Origin of the sequence: Bradyrhizobium sp. Rc2d (assembly GCF_900099855.1) — a bacterium.
GTDB lineage: Bacteria > Pseudomonadota > Alphaproteobacteria > Rhizobiales > Xanthobacteraceae > Bradyrhizobium.
In genome coordinates, this window is record NZ_FNCU01000031.1 from 62,152 (window position 1) to 81,675 (window position 19,524).

Here is a 19,524-nt window from a genome sequence, read left to right on the forward strand (position 1 = left end):
ACTGGATGCCCCGCCCGCCTTCGCGGGGCATGACAGCGTCCGCCGTCACACCGCCCGCGCGTCATACGCATACATGAAGTCCATGCCCTTGGCGCCGAGCGGCAGGAGCCATTTCAGCATCTGATTTCTGATCCACGCACCGGTCGCGCTGAACTCGCGCTTGCTGTTGCCGTTGCGGCGGGCCATGGCGACGATCTTTTCGGTGCGCGGGCGCCGCTCGGCCTCGAACGCCTGGAAGGTGGCGCTGAGCTCCTGGCCTTCCTGCATCAGCCGCGCGAGCCGCATCGCGTCCTCGAGCGCGAGCGAGGCGCCCTGGCCGGCATGGGGGCTGGTCGCATGCGCGGCATCGCCGATCAAGAGCGAGCGCTTGCGCGACCAGGTCGGTAAGGTCGCGACGTCGAGCGTGTCGGTGACGACGATGTTCTCGGCTGCTTCGATGATGTCGGGAATCGGATCGTGCCAGTCGCGGTGGAAACCGCGCAGATGCTGCTTCAGCGTCGCTGGGTCGAGCGCGCGGAACATCGCGGCGTCCATGCCGAGCGCCGGCTGCGTGCTCCACCACATCACGCCGTCGTTCGGATCGGAACTGCAATAGCCGTAACCGAAGAAGCCGCTTTGTCCGAACGTGGTCTCGACGTGCCGGCCGATCGGCCTGCCGTCGAGCACCACGTGCGGGACGAAGCCGCCGAAGCCGATCAGTCCGGTGTTGAACGGCTGCGGCCCGTCCGGCACCACCTGACGGCGCGCCACCGAGTGCACGCCGTCGGCGCCGATCAGGAAGTCGCCTTCGGCCGTGGTGCCGTCGGCGAAGTAGGCGATGATCGGCTGGTCGCCGCGGTCCTCGATCTTGATCAGGCGCTTCTCGAAATAGAGCGAGACGCAGGCACACCAGGCCTTGTCGATCAGGATTTCGTTCAGCGTGGCGCGACAGATGTTCACGGCCGGCTGGCCGAAGCGACGCGCCAAGTCGCGGTTAATCGAGCCCAGCTTCTCGCCGCCTTGCGAATAGAAATCGAAGGCCTCCGCGACCGAGCCGCGGCTGATCAGTTCGTTCGCGAGGCCGATCTCGTCCATGACGTGCATGCCGTTCGGCGCGATCTGGAGGCCGCCGCCGATGCCTTTCGAATAGGGCCAAGCCTCATAGATCGCGGACTCGATGCCGGCGCGGCGCAGCAGGATGGCGGCCACGGGCCCGGCGATGCCGGCGCCGATGATCAGGGCCTTGCGGGGACGGCTGGACATGGCTTGCTCCCGAGGTTTCCGTGGTGCTAGGAGAAATTACGGCCGCCAAATCTCTTAGTGGCTAAGATATATAATCGAGTAAGAGAAGAGGCCGACCTTGTCAAGGACGAAGGCGCGCACGGCGTTGTTGCAGGAGCTCGAGGCGGCGATGCGCAGGTCGTCCGCGCAGGGCGTGCTCTACGGCCAGACCGTTGCGAATGTTGCCGGAATTGCCAATTCCGACCTGGAATGCATGGACATCCTCTATCTCGAAGGCCGCGTCACCGCGGGCCGGCTCGCCGAGGTCACGGGCCTCACGACGGGCGCGATCACGGGCGTGGTGGACCGGCTCGAAAAGGCAGGGCTGGTGCGCCGCGAGCGGGACGAGACCGATCGCCGGAAGGTTTTCATCGCGGTCGTGCCGGACGCGGCGATGAAGATCGGTCAGTTCTACGTGCCGATGCAGCAAGCGATGGAGAAGGTGTTCGGCGGCTATACCGACGAGGAATTGCGCTTGCTGCTACGCTTCGCCAATGATGGCTACAAGGGCGTGCTCGCAGCCACAGAGGCGCTCAAGAGCCTGCTCGACACGCCGCCGGAAAAGCGGCCCTCTCTCAAGCTGAAGAAGCTTCGTCGCTAGCCGTCTTGTAGACCTGCGCGGCCGCGATCATGCCCCACATCGCGCCCAGCATCATCCAGAAGTGCCGCCAGTGGTCGGTGTCGATCACAAAACTTTCGCCGACAGTGCCGACGAAGGCGGAAAAGATCGCGAGATAGGCGCGCTGCCAGGGCACGCGGACGAAGACGTGGCGGAAGCCCATGATGAGGGTGGTGAAGACCAGCGCGGGATAGCATACGCCGGAGAGCCAGCCGCCGGACATGAAGGCGTTGAGGTAGGAGTTGTGGGTGTCCTCGGGGAAGTAGCGGTGGAATTGCAGGGGGCCGATGCCGAACGGCAGGTCGAGCGCCATCTCCGCACCGAGGATGTGGCGGCCGAACCTGCCGAAGCGGCCCTCGTCATAGCTCTGGTCGAAGCTCGCGCGCTGCTTGAACATCTCGGCAGTGGAGTCGAATGACAGCAGTGCTGCGATCAGCGCCAGCCCTAGCACCGCGGCGACGATCGCCATGACGATGATGCGCGAGCGCTGTGCGTTGGTGCGGCTGGTCAGCACCATCAGCGCCAGCATGAAGGCGGAGGTCAGCACCAGCCCGCCCCAGGCGGCACGGGAGAAGGCGAGCAGGATCGCCAGCGACATGATGCCGAAGGCGATGACGTTGCGGAAGGCCTTGCCCAGCTTGTCCGAAACCACGCTCTGGAGCGCAAACAGCGCCGGCAGGATCAGGAAGGCGCCGAGCACGTTCGGGTCTTTGAACGTGCCGCGCGCGCGTCCGTAGAGCGTGAGGAGGTCGTTGCCCCCGGGAACCAGGTGGAAGTAGCCGGCGACCGCCAATAGCGAGGCGACCATGGCGCCGACCACGAGCCCGCGGCGGAGCATGTCGAGCCGGGCCGCCGTATCCTCCGAGGTGACCATCGCGAAGAACACCACGGTCACCGCCATGTACCAGGAGGTCGCGATCCAGCTCACCACCTCGGACTGCTCGAACAGCGGGATCGCGCTGATCGTGTAACCGACATTGAGCAGGACCAGCAGTGCTAGCAGCGGCATCAGCGCGAGCCTCAGCCGCAGGCCGGTGGCGAAGAAGGCGACGGTCGCGAGCAGCGTCGCGATCTCGTAGGGGCTCGGCTCGATGAACACGATCGCGCCGGACGCGCCGACCAGCCACACCAGCGCGCGCTGCAGCGCCAGCACGCCGGGCGCAGCCGGTGCGGCTAATTTCACTTCACCGGCTATCGCCGCATAGGCCATCACACGCTCATACGCTTACGCTACTCGTCGTCACAACTTCCGCTGTCATGCTCCGCGAAAGCGGGGCATCCAGTACTCCGAGCCGTTCGTGGCAGTTCTCGCTGCCGGTGATTACTGGATCGCCCGGTCGAGCCGGGCGATGACAGCGTGGCTCGGGGGTAGCAACCTCAATACGCGTTCTCGTTCTTGGTCAGCAGCGAGATCGGCGTCTTCAGGAGAATGTAGAGGTCGAATAGCACCGACCAGTTCTCGATGTAGTAGAGGTCGAACTCGACGCGTTTCTGGATCTTCTCTTCATTGTCGATCTCGCCGCGCCAGCCGTTGATCTGGGCCCAGCCGGTGATGCCGGGCTTGACCCGGTGGCGGGCGAAATAGCCGTCGACGGCTTCGTCGAACAGCCGGCTCTGGAGCTTGCCCTGCACCGCATGCGGACGCGGGCCGACCAGCGAGAGATTGCCGGAGAGCACCACGTTGAAGAGCTGCGGCAGCTCGTCGAGGCTGGTCTTGCGGATGAAGCGGCCGACGCGGGTGACGCGTGGATCGTTCTTGGTCACGACCTTCGAGGCGGTCGGATCGGCCTGATGGTGGTACATCGAGCGGAACTTGTAGACGTCGATCCGTTCGTTGTTGAAGCCGAAACGCTTCTGGCGGAACAGCACCGGGCCGGGGCTGTCGAGCTTCACCGCCAGCGCCACCAATCCCATCACCGGCAGGGCGGCGAGCAGCGCGAGGCTGCCGACGATGCGATCGAACAGCCACTTCATCACCAGATCCCAGTCGGTGATCGGTGCCTCGAACACGTCCAGCGTCGGCACCTCGCCGAGATAGGAATAGGAGCGGGGACGGAAGCGCAGCTTGTTGGTGTGCGCCGAGAGGCGAATGTCGACCGGCAGCACCCAGAGCTTCTTCAGCATCTCCAGAATGCGCGTCTCCGCCGAGATCGGCAATGCGAACAGCACGAGGTCGACGCGGGTGCGGCGGGCGAACTCGACGATGTCGTCGACCTTGCCGAGCTTGCGCGCGCCGGCGCAGGTGTCGAGCGCGCGGCTATCGTTGCGGTCGTCGAATACGCCGAGCACGTGGATGTCGGAATCCTCCTGCGCCTTCAGCGCCTCGACGAGCTGCTCGCCGTTGCTGTCGGAGCCGACGATAATGGTCCGGCGGTCGAGCCGACCCTCGCGCGCCCAGGCGCGCACCAGCGAGCGCAGGACGAGACGCTCGGCCATGAGGGCGGCGAGCCCGAGGAAGTAAAAGGCGGCAAGCCACAGCCGCGACACTTCGCTGCCGAACTTGGCGAAGAACGAGATGCCGATGAACAGCAGGAAGACGACCGACCAGGACGAGATCATCCGCGTCAGCTGCCGGAGCTGCCCGCGGAACAACTGCACCTGATAGATGTCGGCGGCCTGGAAACAGACCACGGCGGCGACCGCCACCGCGATGATCTCCGCAGGATAGACCCAGCTGAAGGCACCGGCGAGCGGCATGACATAGCCGACATAGAGCGCAATGCCGACGAGGCTGAGCAGCGCGAAGTCAGCCAGGCGGACGAAGCCGGCGATCACGATCGGCGAATAGGCGCGGGCGACCTTCTGATTGACGACCTCGAGCGCAGCGGGCGAGAGCCGGCGGCGGCGCTCCACAAAGGGTTGGGCAGCGGGCGTCGCCGCGGCGCTGGCCGCGGCATCGAGCATCGAGCGTGCGTTGAGCGGTTCCACGGGCGTCCACGTCCATTCCAAAGCCCCGCGGCACGGCCTTGCGCGCCCGGGCGAGCATCCCCTGGGCCTTCGATTATCGAACAAATCGGAAGATTTTCTAAAGCGGGCTTAAGGATGGTTAATGATCGGCAAATGCGTCGCGATAGGCGGCGAGCACGCCGTCGACCATCGCGGCTTGCGAAAAATGCGCCGAGATGCGCGCGCGCAAGGCGGCCGCGCGCTGCGCCGTTGCTTGCGGATCGTCGAGGGCGGCCGCGATCGCCTCGGCCATGGCCTCTGAATTGCTCGGTGCGAACAGGGCCGGACTCTCAGCCCCGAAGATCTCGGGAATGCCGCCGATCCGGGACGCGATCATGGGAATGCCGGCCGCACCCGCTTCGATCACGACATAGGGCATGGAATCGCCGCGCGAGGGGACGACCAGCAACCGCCCCTTGGAGAAGCCGTAGCGCGCCTTGACATGGCCGATGAAGCGGATGGCCGTGGAAAGGCCGAGCCTCTCGACCTGAGACTTCAGCGCCGCGGTTTCCTCGCCATCGCCGCCGAGCGTCAGCGTGACCTTCTTGCCGCCCTCATGCAGGCGCGCCACGGCATCGACCAGCAGATCCGCGCCCTTGATGTGCCTGAACTCGCCGACATAGGCGAGGTCGGTGGCATCGTCGGCGATCACGACGGGCTCGAACTCTTCCGGGGTGACACCGTTGAAGACGCAATGGACCACACCCTTGGGCGTGCCGACGATGCGTTGATAGGTGTCGCGGGCAAAGGCGCTCTCGAACAGAAACAGGTCGGTCGCGTCCATCAGCGTGCGCTCGAGCCGCGCGTAGAACTCGCCCTTGAAGGTGTTGAGGGGATAGTGCAGCGAGCCGCCATGCGGGGTGTAGATGCGGATGGTGTCGTCCGAGCGCCGCCGCATGCGGATGAAGGCGCCGGCCTTGGCGCCGTGGCCGTGCATGACGTCGGGCTTGAGGGTGGCGATCAGGCGCCGCATGCGAAGCCACACCAGAACATCGCCAGGTGACGGTTCGCGGTGGATCGCGAGCCGGTGCACGCCGAGCTTCAGCCGCGGCGCGAGCTCAGCAAGCGCCTTGTCGGCGCGCTCGCCGCCGGTGAGGCTGTCGGCGAGGACGCCGACATGATGGCCGCGGTCGACCTGGCCATTGGCGACGTCGAGGATATGGCGGAAGATGCCGCCAACGGGTGCGCGCACGGCGTGCAGAATGCGAAGCGGCCGGTCGGGAGAGGGGGGCATGATCAAAACCAGCGCTCGACGGCGGCTACCGAACAATTCTCGCGAAATAATCGAGATGGATTAAGGGGCCTCGTGGTTAACAAACGGTGACTAGCGCGCGTGCGCCGGTCGCCGGACGTTGCGATTAACCCAGCGGCAACCTTAATGGAGTGTAATCGCTCCGGTTGAGATAGAGTCGCAGCGTTGCCCTGCGGGAGTGTTCGATGCGTTTAGCGTTCTGGCGTGCCGGCAAGGACAAGGCTGTGATCGAGCGGGCCGTCTCGAGGTCCAAAGCCGAAGCCGCGCCCAAGATCGAAGCCAAGATCGCAGCAGGGCCTGCGCCCGTTGTCGCGAAGCAGGCGCCAGTCGAATCCGGCGACATCGATTTGCATGCGCTCGGCGCGGCATTGGCGCGCAAGCGCGGCTGGATCGTCGTGCCGACGGTCCTGGTGCTCGTCGCATCCATCGCCACCGTCAACCTCGTCACGCCGCGCTATAAGTCCGAAGCCCGCATCCTGATCGACGGACGCGAGAACGTGTTCCTGCGCCCGAACAGCGATCGCACCGAGGAGCGGCAGGCGCTCGACGCCGAAGCCGTCACCAGCCAGGTGCAGCTCGTGCTGTCGCGCGATCTCGCGCGCGAGATCATCAAGAAGAACAAGCTCGCGGAGCGGCCTGAATTCGATCCGGTGCTGCAAGGCATCTCGCCGCTGAAATCGCTGGCGGCACTGGTCGGCATCGGCCGCGATCCGTTCTCGATGACGCCGGAAGAGCGCGTGCTGGATGCCTATTACGAGCGCCTCCAGGCTTACGCCGTCGACAAGTCGCGCGTGATCGTGGTCGAATTCCAGTCCGCCGATCCCGAGCTCGCCGCGCGTGTCGCCAACTCTATTGCCGACGGCTATCTCGTGCTCCAGCAAGGTGTACGCCAGGAGCAGGCCAAGAACGCCAGCCAGTGGCTCGCGGGCGAGATCGAGACTTTGCGCAAGAAGGTCTCCGACGCCGAGGCCAGGGTCGAGGATTTTCGTTCCAAGTCGAGCCTGTTCGTCGGCACCAACAACACCACACTGTCGAACCAGCAGATGGGCGAGATCAATACCCAGCTCAACAACGCACGCTCGATCAAGGCCGACGCAGAATCCAAGGCGCGTCTGATCCGCGAAATGCTCCAGAGCGGAAAGCCGATCGAGGCATCGGAGGTGGTGAACTCCGAATTGATGCGGCGGCTGTCGGAGCAGCGGGTGACGCTGCGTGCGCAGCTTGCCGAGCAGTCGTCCACGCTGCTCGGCAATCACCCGCGGATCAAGGAGTTGAAGGCGCAGCTTGGCGATCTCGACAACCAGATCCGCGACGAGGCCGGCAAGATTTCGCGTTCGCTCGAAAACGACGCTCGAATCGCCAGCGGCCGGGTCGACGGGCTGACGGCGAGTCTCGAGCAGCTCAAGAAGCAGGCTGCATCCACCAACGGCCAGGACGTGCAGCTCCGCGCGCTGGAGCGCGAAGCCAAGGCGCAGCGCGACCTCTTGGAAACCTATCTCGCCAAGTACCGCGAGGCCAACACTCGCGAGACCATCGATACCGCGCCGACGGATGGCCGCATCATTTCGCGCGGCATCGTCTCGAACACGCCGGCCTATCCGAAGAAGCTGCCGATCGTGCTGATCGCGACGATCGCGACGCTGCTGCTGTCGTCCGGTGTCGTCGTCACCGGCGAGCTGTTGCGCCAGACCGCGCCGCGCGCGGTAGCTGCGGTCCTCCCGTCGCGGGCTACGCTGCGTCATGAGCCGGTGGTCGAGCCGATGGTCGATCCGGTCGTCGACGAGCCCGGGCCGCTTCAACCAGCGATGACGGCTGAGGCCGACATCACCGAACTCGCCGAGATCGAGCAGCTGGCCGAGCGCCTGCGCGCAGCGGGCGCGGCGGCGAAGAAGATCACGGTGCTGGGCACCGCGGCCGGCACATCGATCACGCTCTCGGCGCTGACGCTCGCCCGGCATCTCGCGCGTGACGCACGTGTCGTCGTGGTCGATCTCGCCGCGTCCTCGCCGACCATTGCCGCGGTGGCTGTCGATGCCTCTGCGCCTGGCCTTACCGAGCTGATGCAGGGCGAAGCGTCTTTCGCGCAAATCATCACCCGGGACAAGCTGTCGCGGCTGCATCTGGTCCTGGCCGGCCGCCCCGGCTTCGATCGCAGCTTGCTGCAGTCGCCGCGGGTGACGCTCGCGATCGATGCGCTGCTCCGCGCTTACGACCACGTGCTGCTGGATGCCGGCAGCGCCTCCGACCTGCCGGCGGAATTGCTGACGACCCATGCCCGAGCCGTCGTGGTGCCTGAGGCGTCGATGGCGCCGGATGCGCGCACGCTGATGTGCGAGCAGCTGAGCGCCGTCGGCTTCAGCGACGTGACGATGCTGAGCAAGCCGGTGCAGCCGACGGATGCGATGCAGGCGCCGCGCGTCGTGGCGGCGTAGGCTTTTCTTTCTCTCTCCGCGCGCTCGGAATCGTAGGGTGGGCAAAGGCGCGCTTGCGCCGTGCCCACCGTCGATCCAATACCGCAACAGAAGTGGTGGGCACGCTTCGCTTTGCCCACCCTACGATACTTTCCTTTGCGGGAGCAGGGCAGCTCGCAAGCGGAGAATTGCTACCCGAACGCCTGCCGCAGCCTGCGCGCAAAATCGAACAGCATCTGGTTCTGCTTGACCATTCGCTTACCGCGGCTCAGTGAGGACATCGCCATCGCCGCGAGCTTTCCGCGTGAGGTCAACGGGACGAAGCTGTCGAAAATCTCTTCGTCGTCCTTGCAGAACATCCGCTTGTAGTCGTCCGAGCCGATGCCGAGGTCGAGCGAGCAATAACCGCGCTCGGCGCAGGCGTCGATGATGTAGCGCATCAGGATCAGGCCCGGGCTGTAGCGGGCGTGCTCGGACATCGTGTAGGTGTTGAACATCATCGAGAGGCGCTGGCCGTCGGCGACGCCGGCGAAGATCGCGATCACGTCCTCGTCGCATTCGAGCGCGTGGATGTCGACCACGCGTCCATCTCCGCGCCGGGCAAGGCAGGCGCTGCGGATGAACTGTTCGACGCCCGGTTCGGCGAAGACGTTCGGCAGCTTCTGCTCCGCCATCCGCGCCGGCTTGACGCGGAAGAACCAGTCGAGCAGGCGCACGATGTCCGCATCCTCGGTCGCAAGGTGGTAGCGGTAGCCGGCGAGGGCCTGGAGCTTCTTCTCCTTGCTCTTGAGACGGCGGCGGAAGGAATTGCTGATCCGCGATGCGGGCGGGCCGGCCGGCTCCATCGCCAGCAACGGGCAGCCGTTGACCGAGCTCTGCCGCGGCAGCAGCGCAAACGGGTTCTGCTGGTCGTTCCAGCGCTTGGGCTGCTGCGTTAGCGAGAGGACGTCGACATGCTCGCGCAGCGGCGCAAGCAGCGCATCGAGATCCGCGAGGACGACCTGTGCCGCGAATTCGGCGTTCCACAGACCCATGTTGAAGGTGGTATGCTTGCCGCCCATGAAGCAGGCCGTGTGCACGCCGTGGCTTTGGCGCAGCGACAACGGCAGCAGCAGGAGCGGCCTGTGCTCGGCGTCGCGAGCGATCACAATGAAGGCGCGGGCGCCCTCGCATTCGCCGACCAGCTGCTGCCAGGGAGCGAGCAGGTCAAAGCGCTGATAGGGCGTGAAGAGGTGGCCGCTCTCCTCGAAGGCGCGCCAGGCCGCCTCGGCCTCGCCGAGATCGGTGACGATGTCGACCTGGGCGATGCGGCTCGTTTTCGACCGCGCTGGCGCTTCTGCCGTCCGGCTTTGCATCGCCGCAGCCATGGTCATTCGCGAAACCTGTCGAGAAATCAAAAATATACGTATTTCGGCCCGTGGCCGACCTTTGCAAAGAAGTGTCAACAAAGGGTAATGATAATAGGCGGGGGGAACAGGCGCCGGAGGGAGGTGTAGACCTTGGCATCCGACGACAGATGGCCGGCGCGTCTGCGGCTTGAGCTGGCTTGGTTCAGCGGTCAGGCTGCGCTGCGCAGCCGTGGTGCCGGCGCCATCCTGCGCTTCGCGCATGTGCGGCCGCGGCGGCGTGGCCGATTTCAGCCGCTAGGCCAGCACGAGATCACGCCGCAGTTCCTCGATCGCGCCATTCGCGCGCTTAAGCAGTGGAAGTACGATTTCCTTGGCATGGACGAGGTCTGCCGCCGCGCGGTGACGCTGCCGGAGAAACGGCGCTTCGTGGCACTGACCTTCGATGGCGCCACTAAGGATCTCATCAACTTCGCCTATCCGGTGCTGTCGCGCCACGCTGTGCCGTTCACGATCTATGTGCCGACCGCGTTCCCCGATGGCGTCGGCGAAGCCTGGTGGCTCGGGCTCGAACGGATGATCGCGCGCGAGAGCCGCATCAGCCTGATCATGGACGACAAGGAGCAGCGCTTCACCATCACTGACAATGCCGAGAAGCAGGCGGTGTTTTCGTATCTCGAGGGCTGGCTGCGTTCGCTGCCGCCGGCGGATCTGTCGGCGGCGATCGCCGATCTCTGCACGCGCTACCGAATAGACCTCGCCGCGCTCTCGCGCGAAGCGTCGATGGATTGGGAAGACCTGACCAAGCTCGCCGCCGATCCGCTCGTCACGATCGGCAGCGCGACCGTAAACTATCCCGTTCTCGCCAACATGAAGGATGCGGCCGCGCTCCGCGAGATGACGATGGGCAAGGCGGTCGCGGAAGCGGCCTTCCGCCGCGAGATCAGGCATCTCGCCTTTCCGTTCGGCGATCGATCTTCGTTTCGGCGCAGCCACGTCGTGATGGCGGAGGAGGCCGGCTTTGCCAGCGCCGTGTCGACGATCCCTGGTATCGTAGATGCGGAGGGACGCACCAATTTGCGCGCGCTGCCGCGGATCTCCTGGGACGGCCGGGTCCAATCGCTGCGCAGGATGCGCGTGCTGATGTCAGGCGTTGCCTTTGCGCCGGTGAAACCGACGGGAAGCGCCACGAGATAGGCGCTATGAGCTGGATTTGGCGCGATCGGGACGCTGCATCCAGCTCACGATCGGCATCGCCGGCAGCACCCAACCCATGCCAACCACCACGTAGTAGATCGCCTGCCGCCAGCCGGACTCGGCGATCCATGGCATCTGCGCCAGTGCCATGCCGAGCAGAGCCCAGACCGTGGCCAGCACCAGGAGCAGGATGGCGCCGAGGAACTTGCGGGTGCGGATCGTCATGGCGGGAGCTTGCTGCTTTCGCGTAACTTGCGCTGCGGGAGCGGGGGACTATAAGGAGCGCGCAGTCCGGTTCAAGCCTGGTTTTTGCCCTCAATGACGACGATTTCCGCCCCGTCCCAACCGCATCGCGCCGTGCGCGTGTGGCTGATCGCCGTGGCCGCGCTGATCGCGCTGATGGTGCTCGTCGGCGGCGCGACGCGGTTGACGGAATCCGGCCTCTCGATCGTCGAATGGAAGCCTGTTACGGGCAGCGTGCCGCCGCTCACCGAGACGCAGTGGATCGAGGCGTTCGAGGCCTACAAGAGGATCCCGCAATATCGCGAGCTCAATGCGGGCATGAGCCTGTCCGAGTTCAAGGAGATCTTCTGGTGGGAATGGAGCCACCGGTTGCTCGGCCGTTTCATTGGCGTTGCCTATCTGCTGCCGTTCCTGTTCTTCCTGTGGCGCGGCGGGCTGCCGGGTGAACTGAAGCGGCGGCTGTGGCTGCTGTTCGCGCTCGGCGGCCTCCAGGGCGCGGTCGGCTGGTGGATGGTGGCCTCGGGCCTGTCGGAACGCATCGAGGTGTCGCAATATCGGCTGGCGACCCATTTGATGCTCGCGCTTCTGATCTTTGCCGGCATCGTCTGGACGGTGCGGCGGCTCAAGGAGCGGCCGCAGATCGCCGTGCCGCCGCGGTTGAGGTTCACGAGCGCGCTGCTCCTCGTTGTGACCTTCGTGCAGATCTATTTCGGCGCGCTGGTCGCGGGTCTGCGGGCCGGGCGTGCCTACAACACCTGGCCGCAGATCGACGGTGCGTTCATTCCCTCGGCGGATCGGCTGTGGTTCGAGACGCCGTGGTGGCGCAACCTGTTCGACAATGTGCTGACGGTGCAGTTCGAGCATCGCATGACGGCCTATGCGCTGTTCGTGCTGGCGGCGCTGCACGCGATCGACGCGGTGCGCTCACGCGCAGGTGCGGCGGCAAGCGGCGCGCTGTGGTTGCTTGCTGCGGTGAGCCTGCAGGCGGTGCTCGGCATCCTGACGCTGCTCACCCAGGTTCCGATCGGACTGGCGCTCGCGCACCAGGCGGTCGCGATCGTGGTGTTGACGCTTGCGGTAATGCAGGTGGAGCGTCTGGCTTCGCGGCAGCTGACTGAGGCGCGGCCGCGCGGTGTTCCGCTGGGTCAGGCCAGCTGATCAACAATAGCCGTAGACTCCGCACGCGTAAGGCAGGCGCCAGAAATAGTCGACCTGCTTCCCGCCGTAATACGAGCCCTGATAATCGTAGTCCCAGGGGCGACCGTAATAGCCCGGCAGCGTGTGCGCGCCGGGCAGGAGCGGGGTGCCCGGCAGGTTGCGGATGTAACTGCCGATGCCATAGGCCGGCGAGATCAGCGCATCCGGATCGGTCTCGACATAGGCTCTTGGTGCTTCCTGCGGCGGAACAGCGGCGCGTCGCTTCGGCGTGGCCGGCAGATCGGCAGCCAGCGCCGTTGAAACCGTCAGCATCGCCGCAAGGGCAGGCACCATCCAGCGCAGCATCGTCGGCTCCGAATCAAAGGGGCGATCCAAAGACGATGTATGCGGCAGATGTGGTTAATGACTGTTAACTAGGCCCGTCATTCGAGGGCGGCTTTGCACTCCGCCCCGGAATGACAAGAACTAAGCGCCCAGCGCCTGCTCCAGATCCGCGATCAGATCTTCCTTGTCCTCGATGCCGATCGAGAGCCGCACCACGTCGGGGCCGGCGCCGGACTTGACCTTGGCGGCGTCGTCGAGCTGGCTGTGCGTGGTCGAGGCCGGGTGGATCACCAGCGAGCGGGTGTCGCCGACGTTTGCCAGATGCGAGAACAGCTGCAACTTCGACACCAGGCTAACACCGGCGTCATAGCCTCCCTTGAGGCTGAAGGTGAACACGGCGCCCGCGCCCCTCGGCGCGTATTTGCGCGCGAGCTGATTGTACTTGTCGCTCGGAAGGCCCGCATAGCTGACCGAGGCCACCGCCGGATGGCCGGCGAGGAATTCGGCGACCGCCTTGGCGTTGTCGCAGTGCTTCTGCATGCGCAGCGGCAGCGTCTCGATGCCGGTCAGGATCATGAAGGCGTTGAACGGGGAGAGCGCCGGCCCGAGGTCGCGCAAGCCCAGCACGCGGCAGGCGATCGCGAAGGCGAAATTGCCAAAGGTCTCCTGGAGGCGGATGCCGTGATATTCCGGCCGCGGCTCCGACAGCATCGGATATTTGCCGCCTATGGACCAGTCGAACGTGCCGGAATCGACGATGATGCCGCCGAGCGAATTGCCGTGGCCGCCCAAGAATTTCGTCAGCGAGTGCACGACGATGTCGGCGCCGTGGTCGATCGGGCGGATCAGATAGGGCGAGGCCAGCGTGTTGTCGACGATCAGCGGCACGCCGGCCTTGCGCGCCACCGTCGAGATCGCCTCGATGTCGGTGATGCTGCCGGCCGGATTGGCGATGGACTCGATGAAGATCGCCTTGGTGCGCGGCGTCACCGCGCGCTCGAAGCTTGCGATGTCATCGGGATCGGCCCACACCACGTTCCAGCCAAAGCTCTTGAACGCGTGCGTGAACTGGTTGATCGAGCCGCCATAGAGCTTTCGCGCTGCGATGAATTCATCGCCGGGCTGGAGCAATTGCTGCAGCACCACGACCTGTGCGGCGTGGCCCGAGGCCACCGCGAGCGCCGCCGTGCCGCCTTCGAGCGCAGCGACACGCTCCTCTAGCACTGCGTTGGTGGGATTGCCGATGCGGGTATAGATGTTGCCGAACGCCTGCAAACCGAACAGCGAGGCGGCGTGGTCGGCATCGTTGAAGACGAAGGACGTCGTTTGATAAATCGGAGTTGCGCGCGCACCGGTGGTGGGGTCGGGCTGTGCACCGGCATGCACGGCGAGCGTGGAAAATCCCGGAAGGCGATCGCTCATTGAGGGCGTCCTGTTCTCTTGGTCTGAAATCGCGCGGCATGCTGATCGGCGCGGCGTCCGCCGTCAAGCTGCGGCTTCACATCGAAAACGATCGTGCTACGCATTGTCGCGATCGCGAAATGAATCCTACGCGATCGCGTCAGCTTTGCTCAGTCTTGTTTTTGGCGGCGCGATCTGATGCCGCGGTGTCGCCACCGCCGACACTCATCCGATTGAGGGATAGCCGCATGCCTTGCGTCGGGACCGGCGCGCGCTTGGAGCTGAGCGTGCGTGAATTCACGCCCATCCAGGAGATCTCGGACGACAAGCGGCCGTATTCGATCTTGGGACAGCGGTTCATCACCACCTTGATACCGACGGACTCTGCCTTCGCCGCCGCAGCATCGTCGCGCGCGCCAAGCTGCATCCAGATCACCTTCGGCAGTGGATCGAGCGTGAGCGCCTCTTCGACCACAGGCATGATGTGGCTGGAGTTACGAAAAATGTCGATCATGTCGATCGGACGGCCGATGTCTGAGAGCGAGGCGACGAAGGGCTTTCCGAGCAGCTCCTTGCCGACATGACCGGGATTGACCGGGATCATGTCGTAGCCGCGCTGCGCCAGATATTTGAACGCAAAGTAGCTCGGCCGCACGTTGACCGGCGAGGCGCCGACCATCGCGATCGACTTCACGCTGTTGAGGATGCCGCGGATGTAATTGTCGGGATAGGCGTCGTGGTTCATCTCATATCTTTTCTTGTTGTCATTCATCCCGCCATGTCGGCGTACGCTTTGCGATGAAGGCGCCAATGCCTTCCTCGGCGTCGCGCGCCATCATGTTCTCGGTCATCACCTCTGCCGCATGGCGATAGGCCTCGGCAAGGCTCATCTCGGCCTGGCGATAGAATGCCTCCTTGCCGAGCTTGACGGTGTAGGCAGATTTCAGTGCGACCTGCTGTGCGAGCGCAATCGCGGCCTCGCGCTCGGTGCCGGCGGGGACGATGCGATTGACGAGGCCGATCTCGCGGGCGCGCGCGGCCGGGATCGGCTCGCCCGTCAGCAGCATCTCCATCGCCTGCTTGCGCGGCACGTTGCGCGACAGCGCCACCATCGGTGTCGAGCAGAACAGGCCGATGTCGACGCCGGGGGTGGCGAAGCTCGCCGCCTCCGAGGCGATCGCCAGATCGCAGCTTGCCACGAGCTGGCAGCCCGCCGCGGTGGCGATGCCTTGGACTGCAGCGACCACGGGCTTGGGCAGGCGCACAATCGCCTGCATCATGGCGCTGCACGCCGTCATGATCTGCGCAAAATAAGCCCGGCCGCGATCCGGATCGGTGCGGCGCGCGGTCAGTTCCTTCAGGTCGTGGCCGGCGGAAAAAGCGGGGCCGTTGGCTGCGATGACGGCCGCACGGATGTGCTTGTCTTCCGCGATCGCATTGAGGCTTGCATGCAGCTGTCCGATCATCGCCTCCGAAAGGCTGTTGCGCGCGGCTGGTCGGTTCAGCGTGAGCACGGCGACGCTGCCGACGATCTCGCGCAGCAGGATCGGCGGTTGCGGGGAGGGGGCACGGGCGGCCTGGGCGGACATCGAAGCGTTTCCAGTTGGATTATTGCAATTGGATGATGCAGATAACTTAATGTAACAGGGCAAGCGAAGCGAGGGTGGGAACAGCATGGCGTTGGCGAAAATGAGCGTGGCGGAGGTCGAGCAGTTTCTGCGTGACGAGTTTCCCCAGGCCTTCAGCGGCGATGACATCACGATCGAAAGCGCCGATGGCCAGACCTGCCTTTTGCGCCAGCGCTACAGCGAAAGGATGCTGCGACCGGGTGGAACCGTGTCCGGACCGACGCTCATGGCGCTGGCCGATTTCGCGATGTACATGGTGCTGCTGTCCGCAATCGGGCCGATCGGGCTCGCGGTCACGACCAATCTCAACATCAACTTCCTGCGCAAGGGCCAGCCCGGGCAGGACGTGCTGGCCGAGGCCCGACTGCTCAAGCTCGGCAAGCGCCTGGCAGTGGGGGAGGTGAATCTCCTGTCGGGCACATCAGCCGACCCAATCGCCCATGTCACCTCGACCTATTCCATTCCAAATATTTGAACTTTTTGCAGGTAATATAGAACCATATTTTTAAGTTATTGATTCTACGAATATAAATTCCGTCTTGGGGCATTGACCGCTGCGCCTCTCTTCTCTAGAAACCCGCCCAGTCCGGTGCGGTGTTCGCGCCGATGTCTCCCTCACGGAAATTCTGACATGAAAACCTTTTCGGCAAAGCCGGCCGAGGTGACGAAGAAGTGGGTGCTGATCGACGCCAAGGGTCTGGTCGTCGGCCGTCTCGCCACCATCGTCGCCATGCGGCTCCGCGGCAAGCACCTCCCGACCTACACCCCGCACGTCGATTGCGGCGACAACGTCATCATCATCAACGCGCAGCATGCGGTCCTCACCGGCCGCAAGCGCGAGCAGAAGACCTACTACAAGCACACCGGCTACGTCGGCCACGTCAAGGAGCGCACCGCGCGCCAGATCCTCGAAGGCCGTCATCCCGAGCGCGTGCTCGAGAAGGCCGTCGAGCGCATGATCCCGCGTGGTCCGCTCGGCCGCGTGCAGATGGGCAACCTGCGTGTCTACGGCGGCGCCGATCATCCGCACGAGGCGCAGCAGCCCGAGAAGATCGACATCGCCAAGTTGAACCGCAAGAACACGAGGGCCGCATAACATGGCCGAATCCATCCAGTCGCTCGACCAGCTCTCGCAGCTCAAGACGGCGGCCGCGCCCGAGGCGCCCAAGCACGAGAAGAAGGTCGACAAGTTCAACCGCGCCTACGCCACCGGCAAGCGCAAGGACGCGGTCGCCCGTGTCTGGATCAAGCCGGGCGCCGGCAAGGTCACCGTCAACTCGCGCGAGGTCGAGGTCTATTTCGCCCGTCCCGTGCTGCGCATGATGATCGAGCAGCCGTTCTCCGTGGCCCAGCGTTCCGGCCAGTACGACGTGATCTGCACGGTCGCCGGCGGTGGCCTATCCGGCCAGGCTGGCGCCGTCCGTCACGGCATCTCCAAGGCGCTCACCTATTTCGAGCCGGAGCTGCGCAGCGTGCTCAAAAAGGGCGGCTTCCTGACCCGCGACTCCCGCGTGGTCGAGCGTAAGAAGTACGGCAAGGCCAAGGCCCGCCGGTCCTTCCAGTTCTCGAAGCGTTAATCGCTTCGATCACATTCGCCGCGAAAGCGGCTCCAATGAGATGCAAAAGGGCGCTGTTTTCAGCGCCCTTTTTGTTGTTCGTTTGTACGCAAATTGATGACGTGTTTCCCGAAAACTTGGGTCCACGCGAAAACCTGAATGGAACCCGCGAGACATAGCGTCACATTCGGAAGGGCGCGCAAATCGGCTGGGCCGATCGCGTAACTGCTATGTTTTAGAGGGGGCCGACATGATGTCGCTCGATAGCATCACGCTCTATTTGGTCGCCACCATGGTTGCCGCACTGCTCGGCGCCATGATGGTGTTTTTCGGCAGACAGGAGAACAGCCCCGCGCTGAAATGGTGGGGCACCGCCTATCTCCTCGGTGCCGCCTCCGTCGCGCTCTGGACTGCGGCCGGCGACAGGCTGGGGCCGCATCTCTATCTGGCGTTAAATGCCGTCGGCTTCGTCGCCTGCGGCATGGTGTGGAATGCGGCGCGCGTCTTCCATGGCCGCAAGCCGAACTGGCCCGGCCTCGTGCTCGGCGCGCTCGCCTGGGTCGCTGCCGTCACGCTGCTCAACGCCGAGGCGTCCGTGCTGCGTATGATCATCGGCGCCGGCATCGTCTCGGTCTATGCGGCGCTGACCGCGAGCGAGCTCTGGACCGAGCGGCGCAAGAGCCTGCAACGGCGCTGGCCAGCCTTCCTGATGCCGGTGATGCACGGCTGCGCGTTGATGCTGCCGATCGTGCTCGGCAGCTTCCTGCGCCCGCACGACGCCGGCTTCTCGTCGAGCATCTGGGTCACCGTGTTCGCGGTCGAGCTCGTGCTCTATGCCGTCGGCACCGTGTTCGTGATCTTCATGCTGGTGTCCGAGCGCACGGTGACCGCGCACCGGACCGCCGCGTCGACTGATCCCCTGACCGGCATGCTCAACCGGCGCGGTTTCTCCGAGGCCTGCAGCCGCGTGATCGAGCGCGAGGCCAAGGCCGGGCGGCCGGTGACCGTGATGATCTTCGACATCGACCACTTCAAGTCGATCAACGATCGGTTCGGTCATCCCGCCGGCGACGAGATGCTGAGACTGTTCTCGACTGTCGTCGTCAGCAACTTGCGCATCTCCGACCTCTCGGGCCGCATCGGCGGCGAGGAGTTTGCGGCCTTGCTGCCGTGCTCGCTGGAAGAGGGGGTGCTGGTCGCCGAGCGCGTGCGCGAAGCGTTCGAGACCTCCGGCGTCGTGGTCGATGAAGGTCCGGTCGATACTACCGTCAGCATCGGCGTCGCCGGCGGTCCGGCCGGAACCGAGCTCGAGGTGCTGCTGGCTTCGGCCGACACCGCGCTCTACCAGGCCAAGCGCGGCGGCCGTAACCGCGTCGAGGCGGCGGAGGAGCTGCCGCTGTCGCTGGAGAACTGGCGTCGCCAGAGCGCTGCGCGGCCCGGTGCGCCGCAGGCGCGTCCGGCTACCGCCTGAGACGACAGGCGGCCTTGCGGTAATCCTCTGTTTACCATTCGATCCCTACCATCATGGTCATGGAATCGATCCGTCGACAGACCCCGCAGGCCGCCCTGATGTCACTCGAAGCCCAAGCTGCCTCGGCACGCGGCGGTTTCGCCTGTCTGTTCTCGACGGCGGACGAATACGAGAGCGCGCTGATCACGGAGCGTCGTGCGCAAGGACGATACGGCCAAGCCCGCAGCTACTGGCCGTTCGTGCTGTTCGTCGGCTGCGCGTTCATCGTGGCGGGCACCGTGCTGCTGCTCGCCTGAGAGGCTTGCATTTAAGAGACCTGCATTTTGCAGCCGTCCAGGCGCCGTTTCGGCGCCTTTTTCTTTTGCGCCGTCTGCGGTAGACACGCCCATCGAACAGAAATGGGTGGAAACCGATGATCACCGAGATCGCGCAAATCGACGTCAAGCCGGGCAGCGAAAAGGATTTTGAGGCGGCCGTCGCCAAGGCCAAGGCCGCCTTCGGCCGCTCCAAGGGCTTTCACGGCTTCGAACTGCACAAGTCGATCGAGAAACCGCAGCGCTACCGGCTGATGGTGAAGTGGGCGACACTGGAGAGCCACACCGTCGATTTCCGCGGCTCCGAAAACTTCACCGAATGGCGCGGCCTCGTCGGGCAGTATTTTGCTTCGCCCCCCGAGGTCGAGCACACCGAGACCGTGCTGACGACCTGAAGC

At 64.8% G+C, this 19,524-nt stretch carries 20 protein-coding genes; 10 read left to right on the top strand and 10 right to left on the bottom strand.

Annotation, left to right across the window (positions count from 1 at the left end):
* Window positions 1–45: 45 nt before the first annotated feature.
* Complete coding sequence (locus tag BLV07_RS30440) at window positions 46–1,242, bottom strand: FAD-dependent monooxygenase (RefSeq protein ID WP_091893313.1); 1,197 nt, start codon at window positions 1,240–1,242, stop codon at window positions 46–48.
* Between the two features lie 148 nt (window positions 1,243–1,390).
* Here BLV07_RS30440 and BLV07_RS30445 point away from each other — a divergent pair, with 148 nt between their 5' ends.
* Window positions 1,391–1,861 carry a MarR family transcriptional regulator gene (locus BLV07_RS30445; RefSeq protein WP_176945866.1) on the top strand — a complete coding sequence of 157 codons (471 nt, stop codon included), beginning with the start codon at window positions 1,391–1,393 and terminating at the stop codon, window positions 1,859–1,861.
* Here BLV07_RS30445 and BLV07_RS30450 read toward each other — a convergent pair.
* The 3 genes from BLV07_RS30450 to BLV07_RS30460 form a co-directional block, all read right to left on the bottom strand.
* Window positions 1,836–3,089, bottom strand: a complete 1,254-nt coding sequence (locus BLV07_RS30450; protein ID WP_176945863.1) for an O-antigen ligase family protein — start codon at window positions 3,087–3,089, stop codon at window positions 1,836–1,838. The two genes, BLV07_RS30445 and BLV07_RS30450, sit on opposite strands and share 26 nt — an antisense overlap.
* Before the next feature lie 167 nt (window positions 3,090–3,256).
* Window positions 3,257–4,807 carry an undecaprenyl-phosphate glucose phosphotransferase gene (locus BLV07_RS30455; RefSeq protein WP_091893320.1) on the bottom strand — a complete coding sequence of 517 codons (1,551 nt, stop codon included), beginning with the start codon at window positions 4,805–4,807 and terminating at the stop codon, window positions 3,257–3,259.
* Between the two features lie 118 nt (window positions 4,808–4,925).
* A complete protein-coding gene (locus BLV07_RS30460; RefSeq protein WP_091893386.1) occupies window positions 4,926–6,059 on the bottom strand; it encodes a glycosyltransferase family 4 protein in 1,134 nt (377 codons plus the stop codon).
* Between the two features lie 203 nt (window positions 6,060–6,262).
* Between BLV07_RS30460 and BLV07_RS30465 the strand changes: the two genes are divergently transcribed.
* On the top strand, window positions 6,263–8,509 hold the full coding sequence (locus tag BLV07_RS30465) for a GumC family protein (RefSeq protein ID WP_091893322.1): 2,247 nt from the start codon (window positions 6,263–6,265) through the stop codon (window positions 8,507–8,509).
* A gap of 170 nt (window positions 8,510–8,679) precedes the next feature.
* On the opposite strand, the gene BLV07_RS30470 is transcribed toward BLV07_RS30465, so the two are convergent.
* A complete protein-coding gene (locus BLV07_RS30470) occupies window positions 8,680–9,861 on the bottom strand; it encodes a GNAT family N-acetyltransferase (RefSeq protein ID WP_091893324.1) in 1,182 nt (393 codons plus the stop codon).
* A 126-nt stretch (window positions 9,862–9,987) separates the two neighbouring features.
* Here BLV07_RS30470 and BLV07_RS30475 point away from each other — a divergent pair, with 126 nt between their 5' ends.
* Entirely contained in the window at window positions 9,988–11,031 is a 1,044-nt protein-coding gene (locus tag BLV07_RS30475; protein ID WP_091893326.1) for a polysaccharide deacetylase family protein, read from the top strand.
* A gap of 3 nt (window positions 11,032–11,034) precedes the next feature.
* Here the strand turns inward: BLV07_RS30475 and BLV07_RS30480 are convergent, their stop codons facing one another.
* On the bottom strand, window positions 11,035–11,256 hold the full coding sequence (locus BLV07_RS30480) for a DUF2842 domain-containing protein (protein ID WP_027529931.1): 222 nt from the start codon (window positions 11,254–11,256) through the stop codon (window positions 11,035–11,037).
* Between the two features lie 93 nt (window positions 11,257–11,349).
* On the opposite strand from BLV07_RS30480, the gene BLV07_RS30485 reads away from it, so the two are divergent.
* Window positions 11,350–12,432, top strand: a complete 1,083-nt coding sequence (locus BLV07_RS30485) for a COX15/CtaA family protein (RefSeq protein WP_091893328.1) — start codon at window positions 11,350–11,352, stop codon at window positions 12,430–12,432.
* Here BLV07_RS30485 and BLV07_RS30490 read toward each other — a convergent pair whose 3' ends face one another.
* The 4 genes from BLV07_RS30490 to BLV07_RS30505 all read right to left on the bottom strand — a co-directional run bounded on the left by BLV07_RS30490 (window position 12,433) and on the right by BLV07_RS30505 (window position 15,746).
* On the bottom strand, window positions 12,433–12,777 hold the full coding sequence (locus BLV07_RS30490) for a hypothetical protein (protein ID WP_091893388.1): 345 nt from the start codon (window positions 12,775–12,777) through the stop codon (window positions 12,433–12,435).
* Window positions 12,778–12,897: 120 nt separating this feature from the next.
* Window positions 12,898–14,178, bottom strand: a complete 1,281-nt coding sequence (locus BLV07_RS30495; protein ID WP_091893330.1) for an O-acetylhomoserine aminocarboxypropyltransferase — start codon at window positions 14,176–14,178, stop codon at window positions 12,898–12,900.
* Between the two features lie 139 nt (window positions 14,179–14,317).
* Complete coding sequence (locus BLV07_RS30500) at window positions 14,318–14,902, bottom strand: CoA-binding protein (RefSeq protein WP_091893390.1); 585 nt, start codon at window positions 14,900–14,902, stop codon at window positions 14,318–14,320.
* A gap of 19 nt (window positions 14,903–14,921) precedes the next feature.
* Window positions 14,922–15,746 carry an enoyl-CoA hydratase gene (locus tag BLV07_RS30505; protein ID WP_176945864.1) on the bottom strand — a complete coding sequence of 275 codons (825 nt, stop codon included), beginning with the start codon at window positions 15,744–15,746 and terminating at the stop codon, window positions 14,922–14,924.
* 85 nt (window positions 15,747–15,831) lie between these two features.
* Between BLV07_RS30505 and BLV07_RS30510 the strand changes: the two genes are divergently transcribed.
* The 6 genes from BLV07_RS30510 to BLV07_RS30535 all read left to right on the top strand — a co-directional run bounded on the left by BLV07_RS30510 (window position 15,832) and on the right by BLV07_RS30535 (window position 19,521).
* On the top strand, window positions 15,832–16,260 hold the full coding sequence (locus BLV07_RS30510) for a PaaI family thioesterase (protein WP_091893334.1): 429 nt from the start codon (window positions 15,832–15,834) through the stop codon (window positions 16,258–16,260).
* A 156-nt stretch (window positions 16,261–16,416) separates the two neighbouring features.
* Window positions 16,417–16,881 carry a 50S ribosomal protein L13 gene (rplM, locus tag BLV07_RS30515; RefSeq protein WP_018642440.1) on the top strand — a complete coding sequence of 155 codons (465 nt, stop codon included), beginning with the start codon at window positions 16,417–16,419 and terminating at the stop codon, window positions 16,879–16,881.
* 1 nt (window position 16,882) lies between these two features.
* Window positions 16,883–17,362, top strand: coding sequence for a 30S ribosomal protein S9 (gene rpsI / locus BLV07_RS30520; protein WP_018642439.1), 480 nt, complete (start codon window positions 16,883–16,885; stop codon window positions 17,360–17,362).
* A 229-nt stretch (window positions 17,363–17,591) separates the two neighbouring features.
* On the top strand, window positions 17,592–18,812 hold the full coding sequence (locus BLV07_RS30525; RefSeq protein ID WP_091893336.1) for a GGDEF domain-containing protein: 1,221 nt from the start codon (window positions 17,592–17,594) through the stop codon (window positions 18,810–18,812).
* 59 nt (window positions 18,813–18,871) lie between these two features.
* Complete coding sequence (locus BLV07_RS30530; protein WP_091893392.1) at window positions 18,872–19,108, top strand: hypothetical protein; 237 nt, start codon at window positions 18,872–18,874, stop codon at window positions 19,106–19,108.
* A gap of 116 nt (window positions 19,109–19,224) precedes the next feature.
* On the top strand, window positions 19,225–19,521 hold the full coding sequence (locus BLV07_RS30535) for an antibiotic biosynthesis monooxygenase family protein (protein WP_091893338.1): 297 nt from the start codon (window positions 19,225–19,227) through the stop codon (window positions 19,519–19,521).
* Window positions 19,522–19,524: the final 3 nt, after the last annotated feature.